Genomic DNA, 17572 nt, shown 5'->3' on the forward strand with positions numbered 1-17572 from the left:
GCGTGAAACGGTGCCAGAAACAATGAACGCCATCACCCAGGATGCGCTCGGCGAAGCCGACGTTCTGCATGTCTCCCGCATCGATCGCCCAGAGCCCGGGATCGGCGAGGTCCTCATCCGGGTTCACGCGGCGGGTGTCAACCCCGCTGATGCGATGAACCGTCGTACCGGCATCTTCAGTGGGCCGCCTCCCTTCGTTCTGGGGTGGGATGTCTCGGGCGTGATCGCCGCCGTTGGACCGGGTGTCACCGTCCACAGCCCGGGCGACGAGGTCTTCGGGCTCCTGCCGTTCCCCCGGGGCGGAGGTGCGTATGCGGAGTTCGCCGTCGGACCCGCACGGGCGTTCGTGCCCAAGCCTGCGGCGCTCACGCATGTCCAGGCGGCTGCTCTTCCGCTCGCGGGGCTCACGGCGTGGCAGGCACTCGCCGAGACCGCGCACCTCGCTGCGGGCGATCGCGTGCTGATCACGGGGGCAGCTGGCGGGGTCGGGCATCTCGCCGTGCAGATCGCATCACACCTCGCCGCGCGCGTCGTGGCCCTCACCTCGGGGTCGAATGTGGACGCGGTCCGCGCCCTCGGTGCGGACGAGGTGCTCGACTACCGGGCGGTCGACTTCGCCGAGGTGCTGTCCGATCTGGACGTCGTACTTGACGTGGTCGGCGCCGACTACCCGCTCAAGGCCCTGCGCGTGCTTCGGCCCGGGGGCATCCTCGTCTCGACGCTGCCCCAGAGTCTCGCGCCCGCCGTCCCCAGCGCCCGGGAGTCGGGGATCCGCATCGCCGGGCTGTTCGTCGAGTCTGACCGTGTCGGGATGACAGCGCTGGCAGGGCTCGCGGCATCCGGGGCTCTTCGACCAACGGTCGCGGCCACCTACCCCCTCCCCGAGGCGGCGCGGGCCCACGCCACCAAGCACGCCCCCGGCAAGGTCGTGCTGACGCTCGACTGAGCGCCGACGACTCCACGAAAGGAACAACAATGACCACTCCCAAGCAGACGGTCGTCACCGCGGTCGGTCGACTCTTCGGCCAGAAGGATGCGAGCGCGATCGACGACTACTTCGGCCCCGTGTATGTGCAACACTCGGCGCTGGGTGTAGACGGGCTCGAGGGCGTCCGAGACCTGCTCGCCCAGCTGCCGCCGGGATTCCGCTACGAACTGGTGCGTGCGGTGTCGGACGGCGACCTCGTTGTGACCCACGGACTGTACTTCGGATACGGTCCCGGCCCCGTCGTCGGTTTCGACGTGTGGCGAGTGCAGGACGGTCGCATCGTCGAACACTGGGACGCGCTCGCCCCCTCGACGAGCCCGGACGAGCGGGCCGCCGTGGATGGTCCTACCGAGCCCTCACAGGGACCCGCCGATCACAATCGCGAAGTCGTGCTGGGCCTGCTCTCCGCGGGCACCCGGTCCGCAGCCGTTGACCACGCCCCGGCGCTCGCAGCAGCTGGCCCGTACGTGGTGGGCACGGTGCGACAAGTGATCGCGGAGGGGGACTTCGTCTTCACGCGTTCCGAGGGAACAGCGGGCGATGCCGCGGCGATCCTCAACGACCTGTGGCGGGTGGAGGGCGACCGGGCCGTCGAGCGCTGGAGCCTCGTTGCGGCAGTTCCTGCCCAGTTGCCCCACGGGAACGGCGTCTTCTAGACGGGACGGTCGTGACGGGGCGCCCGCTCGAACGCCCCGTTACGGCTTCGTGAATAGTCCGACTGGGCCCTCGACTTCTGTCGCACCCCCTGCCTACGCTCGAAGGTGGCCCCCAAAGGGGGCACACCCGACGCACGGCTACTCTGCAGGGAGAAACACATGCGATCCCCCCATCCATTCACGAAGAGGATCGCCGCAGCGGCCGTCCTCGCGCTCGCTCTCACCGGAGTCGGCACCGCGCCAGCGCACGCCGCCGACCCGGTCACCATCGATCTGCTCAGCATCAACGACTTCCACGGTCGTCTCGAGGCGAGTTCCCCTATCGCGGGTGCCGCGGTGCTCGCGGGGATGGTCGACTCGTATCGCGCTGCAAACCCGAACACCCTCTTCGTCGGGGCGGGCGACCTCATCGGCGCCTCGACCTTCACCTCTTTCATCCAGCAGGATGTCCCGACCATCGAGGCGCTGAACGTGATGGGCCTCGACACCAGTTCTTTCGGTAACCATGAGTTCGATCACGGAGTCGACGACGTCGTCGATCGCATCGAACCGCTCGCAGACTGGGACTACCTCGCAGCGAACCTCTACAACAAGGGCACGACGACGCCCGCGTTCAAGGAGTACTACGTGCAGGAGTTCGGCGATGTGTCCGTCGGGTTCGTCGGCGCGGTGACGGAGGAGCTGCCGAGCCTCGTGAGCCCAGCGGGCATCGCATCCATCGATGTCGGTCCCGTGGTCCCCGCCGTCAACCGCGTCGCGGACCAGCTCAGCGACGGCAACCCCGCCAACGGTGAAGCGGATGTTGTGGTGCTCCTCGTTCATGAGGGTGCGGCCACCACCAACATCTCCAGCGCCACCGACGACTCTCCGTTCGGCCGGATCGTGACCGGCGCCAACGCCAACGTCGACGCGATCATCTCGGGCCACACCCACCTCGCGTACAACCACAACGTTCCGATCCCCGGCACCGACAGGACGCGCCCTGTGCTCTCCTCTGGCCAGTACGGCGAGAAGTTCAGCCACACCACGATCCAGATCGACCCTGCGACGGGTGAGCTCGTGTCGATGGTCGCCGAGATCAAGAACCTGTTCGGCGCGTACCCGCCGAACGCCGAGGTGGCTGAGATCGTGTCGGACGCCGTCGCGGTGGCTGTCGAGCGCGGTTCGGTGAAGCTCGGAGACATCACCGCCGACTTCAACCGCGGCGTCCAGGCAGCAGGAACCGAGAACCGTGGCGCGGAGTCCACGCTCGGCAACTTCGTCGCCGACGTGCAGCTCTGGGCGACGGAGTCCGCCGGCTCGCAGATCGCCTTCATGAACCCGGGCGGTCTTCGCGCCGACCTCAAGTACGCCGTGAACCCCAACACCCCGGGTGACGGTACGGGTGTGGTCACCTACGCCGAGGCGGCTGCCGTGCAGTCCTTCGCCAACACCCTCGTCACGAAGGACCTGACGGGCGACCAGATCCGCCAGGCACTCGAGCAGCAGTGGCAGCCGAGCGGCGCGAGCCGCCCGTTCCTCAAGCTCGGCATCTCGGAGGGGCTTACGTACACTTACAACCCGATCGGTGCTGCGGGCAGCCGCATCACGGGCATCTGGCTGGATGGCGCACCCCTCGACCCGACCGCGAGCTACAAGGTCACGGTGAACTCGTTCCTGGCCTCCGGTGGCGACAACTTCGGGGCCTTCGCGCTCGGCGCCAACAGCGCGGACTCCGGCAAGGTCGACCTCGCGAGCATGGTCGAGTACTTTGAGGAGTTCCCGACGGCGGCCCCCGACTACGCGCAGCGCGCCGTCGGCGTTCAGGTGTCGTCCCCGGGAGCCTTCGGCTACAACCCCGGCGACGAGGTCACCCTCACGCTCTCGTCGCTGCTGTTCAGCAAGGACGGGCCGCGTACGGGCAGCGTCGTGGTGAGCGCTGGAGCTCAGCAGCTCGGCACGGCGACCATCGACCCGGCGATCGTCGACACCACCGACGAGGTCGGCCGCGCGGTCGTCACCGTCGAGATCCCGGCGGATGCCACGGGCACCCTGCCGCTCACGATCACCGTGCCCGGTACCGAGACCAGCGTCCCGGTGGAGCTGCCGATCACCTCGCTCGACGAGAAGATCGACAGGGTCGAGGGCGAGGATCGCTACGCGACGGCCGTCGAGCTCTCGCAGGCGTACGACACCGCGGACGTTGTGTACATCGCGACGGGGCAGACCTACCCCGACGCGCTGTCCGCTGGTCCCGCCGCCGCGCACGAGGGCGCACCACTACTGCTGGTGCGGCAGAACGAGATTCCCGCGGCGGTGGCCGCCGAGCTCGAGCGCCTCGACCCGGAGCGGATCGTGGTCGTCGGTGGCGAGCCATCCGTGTCCGCCGACGTCTTCGCGTCGCTGGAGGCCATGGTGGGTGCGCCGAACATGACGCGCTATGCGGGGGTCGATCGGTACGAGACATCCCGGATGATCGCCGAGGACGTCTTCGGCACCGCATCGCTCGCGTACGTCGCGACCGGCCAGACGTTCCCCGACGCGCTCGCCGCGGGTGCCGCCGCGGGCGCACAGGACGCACCCGTTGTGCTCGTGCCCGGCAACGCGACGGCGCTGGATGCCGCGACCACCGAGCTCCTCGAGGGCCTGGGTGTCGAATCCCTCAAGGTGACTGGCTCGAACCTCACGGTCACCGACGCGCTGTTCGACGACCTGAACGACATCGCTCCCGCCGTTCGTCTCTCGGGGATCGACCGGTTCGAGACGGCAGTGGCGATCAACCTCGACGCGTTCGAGAGCGCCGACCAGGTGTTCATCTCGACGGGGCTGAACTTCCCGGATGCGCTCGCGGCCTCCGCGATCGCCGGGGTGGAGGGCATCCCGCTCTTCATCGTTCGACCGCAGTGCGTGCCGCAGAGCGCGCTCGATGCACTCGACACACTCGACGTGCAGACCGCCACGGTCCTGGGCGGCACGGATTCCGTGTCGGTGGACGCCCAGAACCTGAAGTCCTGCGGCTAGATCTCTAGCAAGTACCGAGGGCGGGTGGGGTCCCCCATCCGCCCTCGGTCTGCCATAATCATCAGAACTCTCGCGCTGGAGTTTCGATGCGGCAGTAGCTGATCGACTCGCGCCAGGCACCGCACGCCTACCTTGGAGACGCCATGAAGCTCGCCGCCCGCAAGTCCGCCACTATTTTCGCCGCGGCCGCCACCGCTGGCGCCTCCACGCTCATGTTCGGAGTGGCTCCCGCGAGCGCAGCCGATACTGATGCCTGCGGTGAGGGCACGCTTATCGCACCGGGTGTCTGCGAGCTGAGCTTCACCTCGGGCACGACGAGCTTCACTGCTCCCGCCTCGGCGACCCAGCTCGAGATGCTCCTCGTGGGCGCAGGCGGATCGGGTGCCGACCAGACTGCACCGAACACGAACGGATACGCCGCAGCGGGCGGGGGCGGCCAGGTCACGTACGTCGACTTCAGTGGCTCCGCCGATCCCATCGATGTCACGGTAGGTGCCGCGGGTGGCGCTGACACGAGCGCCGACGACGGCACCACGTCCGCGACGGCCGTGAACGGCGACGACGCCGTCACTTCTGAGAGCAGCAACGCGGGTGGCGCGAGCGGAGACGGCGAGTTCTCCGGGTCGAGCGGCACGCTCGCCGGCGGTGGCGGAGCTGGCGGAAACGCCGACGCTGAGAACGGCGGCGATGGCGTGGTCGTCGGCGATCTCGTCGCTTCCGTCGATGGTTCCCTCTTCGCTGCCGACGACCGCTGCTTCGGCGGCGGCGGTGCTGCAGGATCGGCGACCGTGCAGGGCATCCCCGGCTGTGGAGCCGGCGGGCCTGTCGATGCGCTCGGCACGGGACTCTTCGCGCCGGTTGCCAACAGCGGCGGTGGCGGAGGTGGTCTCACGACCACCCAGAGCGCTGAGCTTCGCGCTGGTGCCGATGGTGTTGTGATCGCCCGCTGGAATGGTGCAACGGTCGCCCTGACGTTCGACGTGAAGGGCCATGGCGTCGCCCCCGCATCGCAGACGGTGATCGCGGGGACCGCTCCGGTGAAGCCCGCCGACCCCAAGGCGTCCGGCTACAGCTTCGATGGCTGGTTCGCCGATGCCGCGCTCACGGTTCCCGCTGACTTCACGGCGCCGCTCAGCGCGTCGACCACGTACTACGCGAAGTGGACGGCAGCCCTTGCCGCGACCGGCTCGACCGCGGATGCCGCGGCCCTGCCGATCGGCCTCGCTGCACTCGTAGCGGGCGCTGGGCTCTTCATCGCCGCCTCGCGTCGCCGTCGCCAGGCCTAGCGCACCTCGCCCGCCCGGGCATCCGGGCGGCGTCGGTCACACGGCGCCGTAGCGTTCCGCGAGTTCGCGACGCAGCGGCTTGCCCGTGCGTCCGCGCGGGATCTCGTCCACGCGCGCGACGAGGGTGGGAGCGGCGGGTCCGAACTGCGCCTTGAGCCGCTCGACGAGGGCCGGGGCATCCGCGTCATCCGTGGTCACGAGGGCGATGCCCACCTGGAGCAGGCCGGAAGCCGACGTGAAGGCGAAGCTCGCGGCATCCAGGACTCCGGGGTGCTCCTGCGCGGCGTGGTCGAGCACGTTCGGGTCGAACTTCACGCCACCGGCGTTGAGCACCTCCGAGTCGCGGCCCGCGAGTGTGAGCCCGCCGTCCTCGCGGAAGTAGCCGCGGTCGCCCGGGTAGAACCAGCCGTCCCGGAACACCTCAGCTGAGGCCTCCGGGTTGCCGAGGTAGCCCTCGGCCATGCCGGGGCTGCGGTGGCGGATCGCGCCGACCGTTCCCGTGGGCACGGGGCTGCCGTCGTCGTCCACGACCTCGACGATCGACCCCTGGTCCACGTGGCCGACGTCGAAGGGGTCGTCGGACTCGTAGGCGCGGGTGGTCGCGCCGCCGGCCTCGGTCGATCCGTAGCTCGTGAGCACGAGGCATCCCTCGAAGGCGCGTCGCGCCCGCTCGGTGGCGGCTGGAGGCATCACCGTGCCGGCGAGCATCGCCATCTGCACGCTCGGCAGGGTGCGCCCTTGAGCCTCGAGTGCGTCGATGATCGCCACCGCCTGCGCGGGCGAGCCCTTGAGTGTCTTCACCTGGTGCTTGTCGATCATGTCGATCAGGACCGTCGGGGATGCCCCGCCGGCGCTCAGGAAGGGCTGCCCGCCCTTCACGCTGAGGAAGAACTCGCCGATACCCGCGACGGTGCCGGTGTCCATGAGGGAGAGATACGGGCTGCCCTGGAACCACCGGGGGAGCGCGGCATCCATGAGCATCTCCATTCGCCGGCCGAGCGCGATCGCCTTGGGAGTGCCCGTGGTACCGCTCGAGAACACGATGCGGAGGGTCTCGATGGGCTCCTCGCTGGGTCGGATGCCGTAGGGATTCTCGTCGACCTGCTGCAGGAAGCGGGCGTCGACCTGCACAGCCTGCGCCGTGCTCGGCGGAGTGGTGCCGCGGTTGGTGAACAGCCACGTCACGGGCACGCGCGGGTCGATGGTCGCGTCATCCGGGATGACCGTGCTGATGCCACCCTCGTGGTAGACCGCCTCCGTGAACATGATGCTCAGCTGGTCGGGCAGGTCGAGCGCGACGATGTCGCCGGGCTTCACCCCGAGGCGCCGCAACTCGTAGGCGATCTTCTTCGCGTGGACGACGGCGTCCGCGTTCGTGATCGTCTGTGTCGGCGTGTACAGGAAGACGCCGCGCGGGTTCTCGTCGGCGTTCTTCTGCAGGTAGAGGAAGGGGTTCGGTGCGGACATTGTGTTCAGGGTAGTGGGGGGCGTTGGATACTCAGGGTCGCCGCCCAGTGTCGGTGGTGCGCCTACCCGCGCAGGGCCAGCACGTCCTGGCTCGGCGGCGCCCCGAACTGCCTGCGGTACTCGCGGCTGAACTGCGATGGACTCTCGTAGCCGACCGCGAACGCGACCCCGGCGATGTCGGTCGGGTCGGCGAGCAAGCGCAAGCGGGCCTCCTGCAGGCGGATGTTCTTCTGGTACTGGATCGGACTCATCGCGGTGACCGCGTGGAAGGCCCGGTGGAAGGCTGACGTGCTCATGCTGGCCTGCTGGGCGAGCTCATCGACGCGTACGGGTTCGGAGAAGTTCTCGCGCATCCGCCGAACGACGTGGCGCACGCGCGCCAGGCTGCTGTCGGCGAGGCCGAGTTGGCGCACGGTGGCGCCCTGGCTGCCCGTCATGATGAGCCAGAGGATCTCCCGCTCGATGAGGGGTGCGAGTACGGGGATGTCGCGGGGCTCGTCGAGCAGGAGCAGCATGCGGCACGTGGCATCCAGCAGCCGAGCGGATGCCACCCCCACGGCGACTGCGGGCGGTGCAGGCTCGCCCCGACCGCTGCGGGCGAACTCGGCCGCAGCAGGACCGAGCATGAGCTCCGCAACCACTTCGGCGCGCAGGTCGAGACCGAAGCCGAATGCCGGATGTTCGGGTGTGGCATCCGCGAACTGGCCGGACACCGGAAGATCGACCGACGCCACGAGGTAGTCGCCTGGACCGTAGTCGTGAACGCTCGAGCCCACCGAGAGTCGCTTGGTGCCCTGGGCGACAACCGCGAGGAGAGTCCCCGTCGTCGGCTCGTCCTCGGGTCGTGAACTGGTCATGCGCGAGACGACGACGCCCGGGATGGCTGTGGGGATGATGCCCTCTGCGTCATCGGCGACGCGTTCGATGAGGGTTCGGAGTTCTGCAAGTCCCATGGTTCACATCCAAGCACGGCCCTAGTACGTTCATGGCGAAGTGAGCAGGATTGGGCAAGAGCTCGATGGGAACGCCCTAACGCCCGATGGACCGGCCGGAGTTGTCTGGATACATGACAACTCACACCACAACCACCGTCGCCGTCGTCACGGGCGGCACCGCAGGAATCGGCCGCAGCGCCGCCATCGAGATCGCCCGTCGCGGCACCGGAGTCGTCGTCACCTACAACTCACGGCCGGAGGGCGCCGACGAGACCGTTGCCATGATCGAGGAGCTCGGCGGGCGCGCGCGTTCGCTGAAGCTCGACGTCAGCGACACGACCACCTTCCCCGAATTCCGCAAGTCGCTCGCCGCGGTCGTCCAGAACACCTGGGGCGTCGACCGCATCCATGCGCTCGTCAACAATGCGGGCTTCGGTGGGGGTATGGCTTTCGCCGAGATGACCGAGGACGCGTTCGACGCCTACTACCGCGTGCTGTTCCGCGGCCCGTACTTCCTCGCGCAAACCCTCCTGCCGATGCTCGAGGACGGCGGATCGATCCTCAGCGTGTCGAGCAGCTCCGTGCGGCCTGGGGACACCGAGCCGGGGTACTCGGGATACGCGGGCATGAAGGCGGGACTTATCACGGCGAGCCGGTTCATGGCGCGCGAACTCGGGGAGCGCGGCATCCGCGTGAACACGATCGCGCCGGGACCGACCCGGACCCGGTTGGGGGATGACGCCTTCGAGAAGTACCCCGAGGTGATCCCGCCGCTCGTCGCGAAGACCGTGCTCGGGCGTCTCGGTGAGCCGCAGGACATCGGCTCGGTGATCGCCTTTCTCGTCTCGGATGACGCCGCGTGGATCACGGGCCAGGACATTCAGGTCTCCGGCGGGTACGCCCTGTGACCCGCTGGGGCACCGTCGTTCTCACGGGAGCCACGAGCGGCATCGGCGAGGCGACGGCTCGGCTTCTCGTGACTCGGTGCGACCGGCTGATCGTGCAGGGTCCGGAGCCCGAGGGTTCCGTCACGGCACTGGTGGCTGAGCTGCGAGGACGCGGGGCCGCGGTGGAGTACGTCTCGTGCGATTTCACCCGGCTGGATGCCGTGACCGAGGCGGCAGGTGGCATCCGTGCCCTCGCTCCCGACGGAATCGACCTGCTCATCAATGACGCGGGCGTGCCGGGTGCTCCGGAGCGGATCGTCACGGTCGACGGGTTCGAACGCACCCTGCAGGTCAACGCGCTTGCGGCTGCGCTCCTCACTCGGCTGCTCGTGCCGTCGCTCACGGAGCACGCCCGGATCGTGAATGTCGGGTCGTCGGCGCACCGCGTTGAGCGCTTCCATTTCGACGACATCGATCTGGCTCTGGACTACACACCCGTCGCCGCCTACGCGAGGGCGAAACTCGCCATGGTCACGTGGTCGACGCTGCTTGCCGAAGAACTGCGAGGCACGTCCACGACGGTTGTCGCGCTCTGCCCCGGGCTGAACGACACGCCCCTCAGCTCGGCGATGATGGGGCGTATTGGGGGTCCGCCGAGGGTCGGTGCCGAGCATGTTCTCTTCGCCGCGACGGCTGACGTGGCATCGGGCTCGTATCTCGAGGGTGATCACGTCGTCGCGCCGAGCGCAGAGGTAACCGACTCGGCCAACCGGGAGGCGCTCACCGAGCTGTACTGGGAGCGGCTCGCACCGTTCGCGGCGCGGAGCCGAGCATGACGCTGGAGGGCCGCGTCGCGGTCGTGCTGGGAGCAACGGGATGGATCGGTCGGGCGGTATGCCGGGAGCTTCTGGGCTCGGGCGCGAGCGTCGCCATGATCGCGCGCGACGCAGAACGCCTGGCCGAGTTGCGGAGGGAACTTGCGGCGGGCGATCGCGTGCTGAGCATCGTCGCGGATGTCACGTCCCCCCTCGATCTCGACGATGCGCGAGCAGCGGCCCTCCACCACTTCGGCCACATCGATCTCGTGGTGGTGCTCGCCGGCGTCATCACGGGATCAGCTTTCGAGGATGGCGTTCCCGCCGACTGGGCCGAGATGATCGACGTCAACCTGCGCGGCGTGCTCCACGCGACGCAGATCCTGGCCGACCCGCTCCTCGAGGGGGCATCGACGGGGCGGACCGCTGACCTCGTGCTGTTCGGACCGGTGAGCCAGGAGGACCACGCACCGCAGTTCGCCGTGTTCAACGCCGTGTCGAGTGCGGTGTCCCAGCTCGCGAGGACACTCCGCGGGGAATACGGCGCACGGGGTGTGCGCGTGCACCTCATCGCCCCGGGTTTCCGCAGGCCGGATGCCGCCGAGAAGAGCCCCGCCGCCGATCCAAGGTTTGGTCGCTCGGAGTCGGCCGTAACGCCGGAGGCCATGGCCGCGGTGGTCCGAGTGGCGGCCGAGCTTCCGCGTGGGACGAATCTCGCGGAGGTCGTACTCCTCCCGACGGGGGGAGGGTCGTGACGCTGCTGGCGCGGATCCGCAGCAGCCCCGAGGCACTGCGCGGGGCGCTCGTGCTCATCGCCGCCACCGTGGTCGCGCTCGTCTGGGCCAACCTGCCGGGCGACACCTACTCCGAGTTCTGGCACCTCTCGCTGGGGTTCGAACTCGGTGAGTTCACGTTCAGCCTCGACCTGCGCCACTGGGTCAACGACGCGCTCATGGCGGTGTTCTTCGCGCACGTGACACTCGAGGTGCGGCGTGAGCTCGAACTCGGGGAGTTGCGGGACTGGAGACGCGCAAGCGTCCCGGTCATCGCGGCGCTCGCGGGACTCGTCATTCCGGCCCTGTTCTTCGCGGGGCTCACCTGGGGGAGCGATGCCGTCGGCGGGTGGGGCATCGTGGTCTCGACCGACACCGCCTTCGTGCTCGGGATGCTCGCCCTCGTCGGTCGCGCGATGCCACCGCAACTCCGCGTCTTCCTCGTGACGCTCGCGGTCGCGGACGACGTCGGAGCGCTCGGGGTCATCGCCTTCGCGTACACCGACCACTTCACGCCGCTGCCTCTGGCCCTGGCTGTCCTGGGGCTGATCGCGATCGGGGTCATGCGCTGGCTGGGGGTGTGGCGCGGCATCCTGTACCTGATCCCCTCGGTTCTGGTCTGGGTGGGGTTCCTGCTCTCCGGGGTGCACGCCACGCTCGCGGGGGTCGCGATCGCCTTCCTGCTGCCCATCTTCCCGACGCGGCTCGCCGACCTTCGCCGGGCGCGAGAGCACGTCCGTGCCTTCCAGATCTCGCCGAGCGCGACCTCGGCTCGCAGTGCAGAGGAGTCACTCTCGCGCGCGGTCTCGGTCAACGAGCGAGCCCATCGGATGCTCGCCCCCTATGTCACCTGGATGATCCTCCCGGTCTTCGCCCTCGCCAACGCGGGTGTGCGCATCACGGGGGACTCCCTCGCGGACGCGTTCGCCTCCCAGCTCACCTGGGCCGTCATCCTGGGTCTCGTGGTCGGCAAGATCGTGGCGATCACCGCATCGACGTGGATCGTGACACGGGTGAGGCCAGGGGCACTCGGTGGCGCCCTGGGCATGCGTCACATCCTCGCCCTGAGCACGCTCGCCGGCATGGGCTTCACGATCTCGCTGTTCGTCACGGAGCTCGCCTTCGACAACCCGCTGCTCGTTCAGCGTGCACAGATCGGTGTGCTGACTGCCACGGTCATCGCCGCCGCGCTCGGGTCGGTGGCGTTCGGACTCCTCTCCTCGCGGGAGCGTCGGGGCGCGCCAGATCGCACGATCCTGGTGCGACCGCTCGACCCGACTCGCGATCACGTGCTCGGAGATCCGGCACACGCGGCGATGACGGTCGTTCAGTACGGCAACTACGGGAGCCCGTTCATGCCCACCGCCGCTGAAGTTCGCAGCGCCATGCAGGCGCGCTTCGGCCGGGACATCGCGTACGCCTACCGGCACCTGCCCCTGGACGAGCCGTTGGGCCGAGACGTCGCGCTCGCCGCGGAGGCCGCGGGCGAGCAGGGTCGGTTCTGGGAGCTGCACGACGAACTCATCCGAGAGGCACCGATCGAGTCGGACCTCCAGATGCGCCGCGCCGCAGCCAGGGCGGGGCTCAACCTGCGGCGATTCGAGGAGGATCGTCGTCGCGGAATCGGTCGCGAACGTCTCGAGGAGGACATCGCGGATGCCGCGGCCATGCGCCTCGAGCAGGCACCGACGTTCTTCATCGGCGGTGTCCGCTACGAGGGCCCGTTCGACGAAGCGACCCTGACCGCGGCGGTGGCGGCTGGCATCCCCAGGCCTGAGCTCTCCCCATCGAGCCCTTTGGCGGGTGGTGGGGTCGGCGGCCACGCCTAGGCTGGCCTCATGACGCCCGCACCCGGTACCGCTGAGATGCTCGGCGTCCTCGAGAAGACGTTCGGGTACTCGAGCTTCCGCGGGCAGCAGGGCGAGATCATCCAGACCGTCATCGACGGCGGGGATGCCCTCGTGCTCATGCCGACCGGTGGCGGCAAGTCGCTGTGCTACCAGATCCCCTCGCTCGTGCGAGAGGGCACTGGCGTCGTGATCTCGCCGCTCATCGCCCTCATGCAGGACCAGGTGGATGCCCTCGCCGCCGTCGGGGCGCGTGCGGCCTTCCTCAACTCGACGCAGTCCCCGCAGGAGCGCGCACGCGTCGAAGCCGCACTCATCGCCGGGGAACTCGACCTCCTGTACCTCGCCCCCGAGCGGCTGCGCGCCGCGTCCGGGCTGCTCGACCGCGCGAAGCTCGCGCTCTTCGCCATCGACGAGGCGCACTGTGTGTCGCAGTGGGGCCACGACTTCCGGCCGGAGTATCTCGGGCTCTCGATGATCCACGAGCGCTGGCCGACCGTGCCGCGCATCGCGCTCACGGCCACCGCAACGGCGGCCACCCGCACGGAGATCGCGCAGCGACTCGACCTCGGGGATGCGAAGCAGTTCGTGTCGAGCTTCGACCGGCCGAACATCCAGTACCGCATCGAGTCGAAGGCACAGCCGCTGCAGCAGTTGCTCTCGCTGCTGCGCACCGAGCACCCCGGCGACGCGGGCATCGTGTATTGCCTCTCGCGGGCATCCGTGGAGAAGACCGCTGACTTCCTTGTCGAGAACGGCATCCCGGCCCTGCCGTACCACGCGGGTCTCGACTCGGGCCTGCGTGCCGCGAACCAGTCGCGCTTCCTCCGCGAGGACGGCCTCGTGATGGTCGCCACCATCGCGTTCGGGATGGGCATCGACAAGCCCGACGTGCGCTTCGTCGCCCACCTCGACCTGCCGAAGTCGGTCGAGGGCTACTACCAGGAGACCGGTCGAGCCGGTCGTGACGGGCTGCCGTCGACGGCCTGGCTGGCGTACGGCCTGCAGGATGTCGTGCAGCAGCGCCGCATGATCGACCAGTCCGAGGGTGACCTCGCGCACCGCCGCAACCTCTCCGCCCACCTCGACGCGATGCTCGCCCTGTGCGAGACGATCTCGTGTCGCCGCGTCCAGCTGTTGCAGTACTTCGGGCAGACCTCTGAGCCTTGTGGCAATTGCGACACCTGCCTCGCTCCGCCCGAGACGTGGGATGGCACGGTGCCCGCGCAGAAACTCCTCTCGACCGTCGTGCGCCTCGACCGAGAGCGCAACCAGAAGTTCGGCGCAGGCCACATCATCGACATCCTTCTCGGCAAGACCAACGACCGCATCACCCGCGGACGCCACGACGAGATCTCCACCTACGGCATCGGCCAGGAGCTCAGCGAACAGGAGTGGCGCGGCGTCGTGCGCCAGCTCCTCGCGCGCGGGCTCCTCGCGGTGCAGGGTGAATACGGGGTGCTCGCGATCACGCCGACCTCCGGCTCCGTGCTCTCGGGCGACACCCCCGTGCTGCTGCGGCGCGAGGCTCCCAAGCAGTCGAAGGCTGCGCGCAAGGCGGTCAAGGCCGACCTTCCGACGGATGCCCTGCCCCTCTTCGAGCGCCTGCGAGAGTGGCGGTCGGGTGAGGCTCGGGCTCAGGGGGTTCCCGCGTACATCGTGTTCGGGGATGCCACGCTCCGTGGCATCGCGGTGACCGAGCCGTCCACCCTCGCCGAGCTGGCCGAGATCAGCGGTGTCGGGGAGAAGAAGCTGGAGCAGTACGGCGAAGCTCTGCTCGCGGTGGTTTCGGGCGGTGCGATACCCGAGCCCGGCGGTGCGCCGGCCGCGGCATCCGTGCCCAGTGCTGCCCCCGCTGCCGCTCCCGCCAAGGCTCCGGTCACGACCTTCGCGCCCGAGCCCGACGACGCGCCCCCCTTCGACGACTACCCACCCGACGACGACTACCCGCCCGACGAGTAGCGCCCCGCTCCCGCTCCGCTCCCGTTCTATCCACAATCAGCGCGCTGGTTGGCAACCAGCGCGCACATGTGCACACCTCTCGTCACTCTGGGCACCTCTCGCTCGCGTCGGTCACCGGTCGCGAGTCGTACACTTCACCAGTGACCAGCACCGCGCGCAGCAACCGGGGGCCAGCAGCGGCCGCCGACAACCGCGCCGCCCTGCTGCGGGCCGCGACCGAGGTCTTCTCCGAGCAGGGAGCGGATGCCCCCCTCAGCGCCATCGCGAAGCGCGCCGGTGTCAGCCAGGGTGTGCTCTACCGCCACTTCCGCTCGCGTGGAGAGCTCGCCTTCGCGGCCTTCGAGCGCAACCTCGACGACCTCGACGCGATCGTCGAGCGCGGCGGCACCCTCGCCGATGTCCTGGGCGAGGTCGTCGCGCAGGTCACCGAGGCTGCGGCGCTCATCGAGCTGACCGCGACCCTCCGCGACGACCCGCATCTGGGTGAGTTCGAGCGGCGCATGCGTGGCATCCTCGTCCCGACCCTTGAGGCGGGCAGGGCGGCGGGAACCGTGCCGTCGAGCTACGACATCGACGACGTGATGCTGTCCATTCGAATGTTCGCGGGTGCCCTCAACGGAGCGCTCCCGGAGGAGCGCCCCGCCATCGTGAGCCGCTCGCTCGCGATGCTGAGGATTCACCTGCCGTAGGCCGAAAGACCTTTCGCCCTGCACGGTGCGGGTGCATAATCTCTTCTAACCGGACAAGGTTGTCCGCATACGACCCCGAGGGAAAGCAGAACACCGTGGCCTCACCACTGACCGACAAGTCCTCCATCGCCGACTGGCTCGCCGACCCCATCGGCGGCCCCATCCTCACCAAGCTCGTGGAGTCCGGTGGCGGGTCCGTCGACCAGCTGAAGCCCGTGCGGCGACTCGCGCTCAAGCGACTGGTCCCGATGAGCCGCGGCATGATGACGCAGGAGATCGTCGATGGTCTCGTCGCCGAGGTGCGAGCTGCCGAGGCAGCCGCGGGTGTCGCGCCGAGCGCGCCCGCCGCGGAAGAGGCTGCCGCCGCCCCCGAACTTGAGGAATGGGTCGAGACCATCACTCCCGGGCGCTTCGCGGGCAAGACGGTGATCGTGACGGGTGCAGGGTCCGGTATCGGGCTTGCCACGGCATCCCGCATCGCACGTGAGGGCGGACGCGTGATCGCGGCCGACGTCGTCGCGGATCGCCTCACCGAGCTGGCCGCGACACTCGCCGACTTCGATGTCGTTACCGTTGTCGGCGACATCAGCAAGGAGGCGGATGTCGCGGCCATCGTCGCGGCGGCGGGTGACCGCATCGACGGCCTCGCGAACGTCGCCGGAATCATGGACAACATGACGCCGCTGCACGAGGTCAGCGATGCTGTGTGGGAGCGTGTGATGCGCGTGAATGTGGAGGGGCCGTTCCGCCTCACCCGCGCAGTGCTGCCCGTGATGCTCGCGGCCCACCGCGGGTCGATCGTGAACGTCGCCTCCGAGGCGGCGCTCCGCGGATCGGCCGCGGGCCTTGCCTACACGACGTCGAAGAACGCTGTCGTCGGCCTCACCAAGAGTTCGGCGTTCATGTACGCGAACCTCGGCATCCGCGTGAACGCGGTCGCGCCCGGTCCGGTGCTCACGAACATCCAGGCGAGCTTCGACTCGGAGCTCGGTGAGGAGCGAGTGGGCGGCCTGCTGGGGTCGATCCCGACGCCCGCGACGGCGGCGCAGCTCGCGTCATCCATCACCTACCTGCTGAGCGACGACGCCACCAACATCACGGGCGTCATTCTCGCCTCCGACGGGGGCTGGTCGGCGCAGTAACACTCCACCTCGTGGGTTGAGTAGTCGCGGCGAAGCCCGGCGTTATCGAAACCTCACATCCGAATAGCTTCGGTGGTGAGGTTTCGAGACGCGACCTTCGGTCGCTCCTCAACCCGCGGGGTTGGACCGCAACCTCGGCAGGATCTCGTCGCCGTAGAGCTTGAGGAAGCGCTCCTGGTCGTGGCCCGGGCCGTGGAACACGAGGTGCTTGAAGCCGAGGTCGAGGTACTCCTGAATGCGCGAGACGTGCTCGTCGGGGTCCGTTGAGACGATGAAACGGGATGCCGCGCGCTCGATGGGCAGGGCATCCGCCAGCCTCTGCATCTCGATCGGGTCCTCCACGCCCATCTTCTCCTCGGGCGAGAGTGCCAGGGGGGCCCAGAATCGGGTGTCCTGCATCGCACGCTCGTGGTCGTGATCGAACGACACCTTCACCTCGATGAGGGTGTCGACGTCGTCGCTCGACCGTCCGGCCTTCTCGAGTCCCTCGGCCAGTGCCGGCAGCAGCGTCTCGGTGTAGAGCTCGCGCTTCTTGCCGGAGGTCGTGATGAAGCCGTCCGCGATGCGTCCGGCCAGTCGTGTTGCTGCAGGCCCTGCGGCGCCGATGTAGACGGGCACGGGCGTTTCGGGCCGGTCGTAGATCGTGGCATCCACTGTGCGGTAGTACTCGCCGTCGAAGGTGACGCGCTCCTCCGACCACAGCTTCTCGATGAGCCCCAGCGCCTCCTTGAGGCGAGCGAAGCGCTCCGGCGGCTCCGGCCACGGGATGCCGAGGGTGGCCTCGTTGAGTGCCTCACCCGTGCCAACACCGAGAATGACGCGCCCAGGGTAGAGCGAGCCGAGCGTGCCGAACGCCTGGGCGATGACCGCGGGGTGGTAGCGGAACGTGGGCGTCAGCACCGACGTTCCCATGAGCACGCGGTCGGTCGACGCGCCGAGCGCGCCGAGCCACGGGATGGCGGCCGGTGCGTGCCCGCCGTCGTGGTTCCACGGCTGGAGGTGGTCGGAGACGAAGATCGAGTCGAACCCGACCTCCTCCGCGAGCACGGCGTACCGCAGCAGGTCCGTGGGCGAGAACTGCTCGGCCGAGGCCTTGTATCCGAACCGGATGGGGTGCTTCATCTG

At 68.9% G+C, this 17572-nt stretch carries 14 protein-coding genes; 11 read left to right on the forward strand and 3 right to left on the reverse strand.

The window, feature by feature from the left end; translation table 11 throughout:
- Positions 1-10: 10 nt before the first annotated feature.
- The 4 genes from HDC94_RS03230 (at position 11) to HDC94_RS14750 (ending at position 5930) form a co-directional block, all read left to right on the forward strand.
- Positions 11-946, forward strand: a complete 936-nt coding sequence (locus HDC94_RS03230) for an NADP-dependent oxidoreductase (protein ID WP_308495614.1) — start codon at positions 11-13, stop codon at positions 944-946.
- Between the two features lie 29 nt (positions 947-975).
- Positions 976-1644 carry a nuclear transport factor 2 family protein gene (locus HDC94_RS03235; protein WP_179494809.1) on the forward strand — a complete coding sequence of 223 codons (669 nt, stop codon included), beginning with the start codon at positions 976-978 and terminating at the stop codon, positions 1642-1644.
- Between the two features lie 159 nt (positions 1645-1803).
- The gene (locus HDC94_RS03240) at positions 1804-4644 is read left to right on the forward strand and encodes a cell wall-binding repeat-containing protein (protein ID WP_179494811.1); all 2841 of its coding nucleotides are present in this window, start codon (positions 1804-1806) and stop codon (positions 4642-4644) included.
- Between the two features lie 143 nt (positions 4645-4787).
- The gene (locus HDC94_RS14750; protein ID WP_179494813.1) at positions 4788-5930 is read left to right on the forward strand and encodes an InlB B-repeat-containing protein; all 1143 of its coding nucleotides are present in this window, start codon (positions 4788-4790) and stop codon (positions 5928-5930) included.
- 36 nt (positions 5931-5966) lie between these two features.
- Here the strand turns inward: HDC94_RS14750 and HDC94_RS03250 are convergent, their stop codons facing one another.
- Together HDC94_RS03250 and HDC94_RS03255 are read right to left on the reverse strand one after the other, a co-directional pair.
- Complete coding sequence (locus HDC94_RS03250; RefSeq protein WP_179494815.1) at positions 5967-7397, reverse strand: class I adenylate-forming enzyme family protein; 1431 nt, start codon at positions 7395-7397, stop codon at positions 5967-5969.
- 62 nt (positions 7398-7459) lie between these two features.
- The gene (locus HDC94_RS03255) at positions 7460-8350 is read right to left on the reverse strand and encodes an AraC family transcriptional regulator (RefSeq protein ID WP_179494817.1); all 891 of its coding nucleotides are present in this window, start codon (positions 8348-8350) and stop codon (positions 7460-7462) included.
- 113 nt (positions 8351-8463) lie between these two features.
- Here HDC94_RS03255 and HDC94_RS03260 point away from each other — a divergent pair, with 113 nt between their 5' ends.
- From HDC94_RS03260 to HDC94_RS03290, 7 genes are all read left to right on the forward strand, one after another.
- On the forward strand, positions 8464-9240 hold the full coding sequence (locus HDC94_RS03260; protein ID WP_179494819.1) for an SDR family NAD(P)-dependent oxidoreductase: 777 nt from the start codon (positions 8464-8466) through the stop codon (positions 9238-9240).
- Entirely contained in the window at positions 9237-10055 is an 819-nt protein-coding gene (locus HDC94_RS03265; protein ID WP_179494821.1) for an SDR family NAD(P)-dependent oxidoreductase, read from the forward strand. Before HDC94_RS03260 ends, HDC94_RS03265 begins: the two co-directional genes overlap by 4 nt.
- Positions 10052-10789, forward strand: a complete 738-nt coding sequence (locus HDC94_RS03270) for an SDR family oxidoreductase (RefSeq protein ID WP_179494823.1) — start codon at positions 10052-10054, stop codon at positions 10787-10789. The genes HDC94_RS03265 and HDC94_RS03270 overlap by 4 nt, the downstream gene beginning before the upstream one ends.
- Entirely contained in the window at positions 10786-12636 is a 1851-nt protein-coding gene (gene nhaA, locus HDC94_RS03275; RefSeq protein WP_179494825.1) for a Na+/H+ antiporter NhaA, read from the forward strand. The genes HDC94_RS03270 and nhaA overlap by 4 nt, the downstream gene beginning before the upstream one ends.
- Positions 12637-12645: 9 nt before the next feature.
- Positions 12646-14616: a DNA helicase RecQ gene (gene recQ, locus HDC94_RS03280; protein ID WP_179494827.1), complete on the forward strand. Its 1971-nt coding sequence runs from the start codon at positions 12646-12648 to the stop codon at positions 14614-14616.
- Positions 14617-14756: 140 nt separating this feature from the next.
- Entirely contained in the window at positions 14757-15305 is a 549-nt protein-coding gene (locus tag HDC94_RS03285) for a TetR/AcrR family transcriptional regulator (protein WP_179494829.1), read from the forward strand.
- Positions 15306-15400: 95 nt separating this feature from the next.
- Entirely contained in the window at positions 15401-16447 is a 1047-nt protein-coding gene (locus tag HDC94_RS03290; protein ID WP_308495615.1) for an SDR family NAD(P)-dependent oxidoreductase, read from the forward strand.
- A 108-nt stretch (positions 16448-16555) separates the two neighbouring features.
- On the opposite strand, the gene fgd is transcribed toward HDC94_RS03290, so the two are convergent.
- On the reverse strand, positions 16556-17569 hold the full coding sequence (gene fgd, locus HDC94_RS03295) for a glucose-6-phosphate dehydrogenase (coenzyme-F420) (RefSeq protein ID WP_179494833.1): 1014 nt from the start codon (positions 17567-17569) through the stop codon (positions 16556-16558).
- Between the last annotated feature and the right edge of the window lie 3 nt (positions 17570-17572).

It is taken from the genome of Leifsonia sp. AK011 (genome assembly GCF_013410945.1).
GTDB lineage: Bacteria > Actinomycetota > Actinomycetes > Actinomycetales > Microbacteriaceae > Rhodoglobus.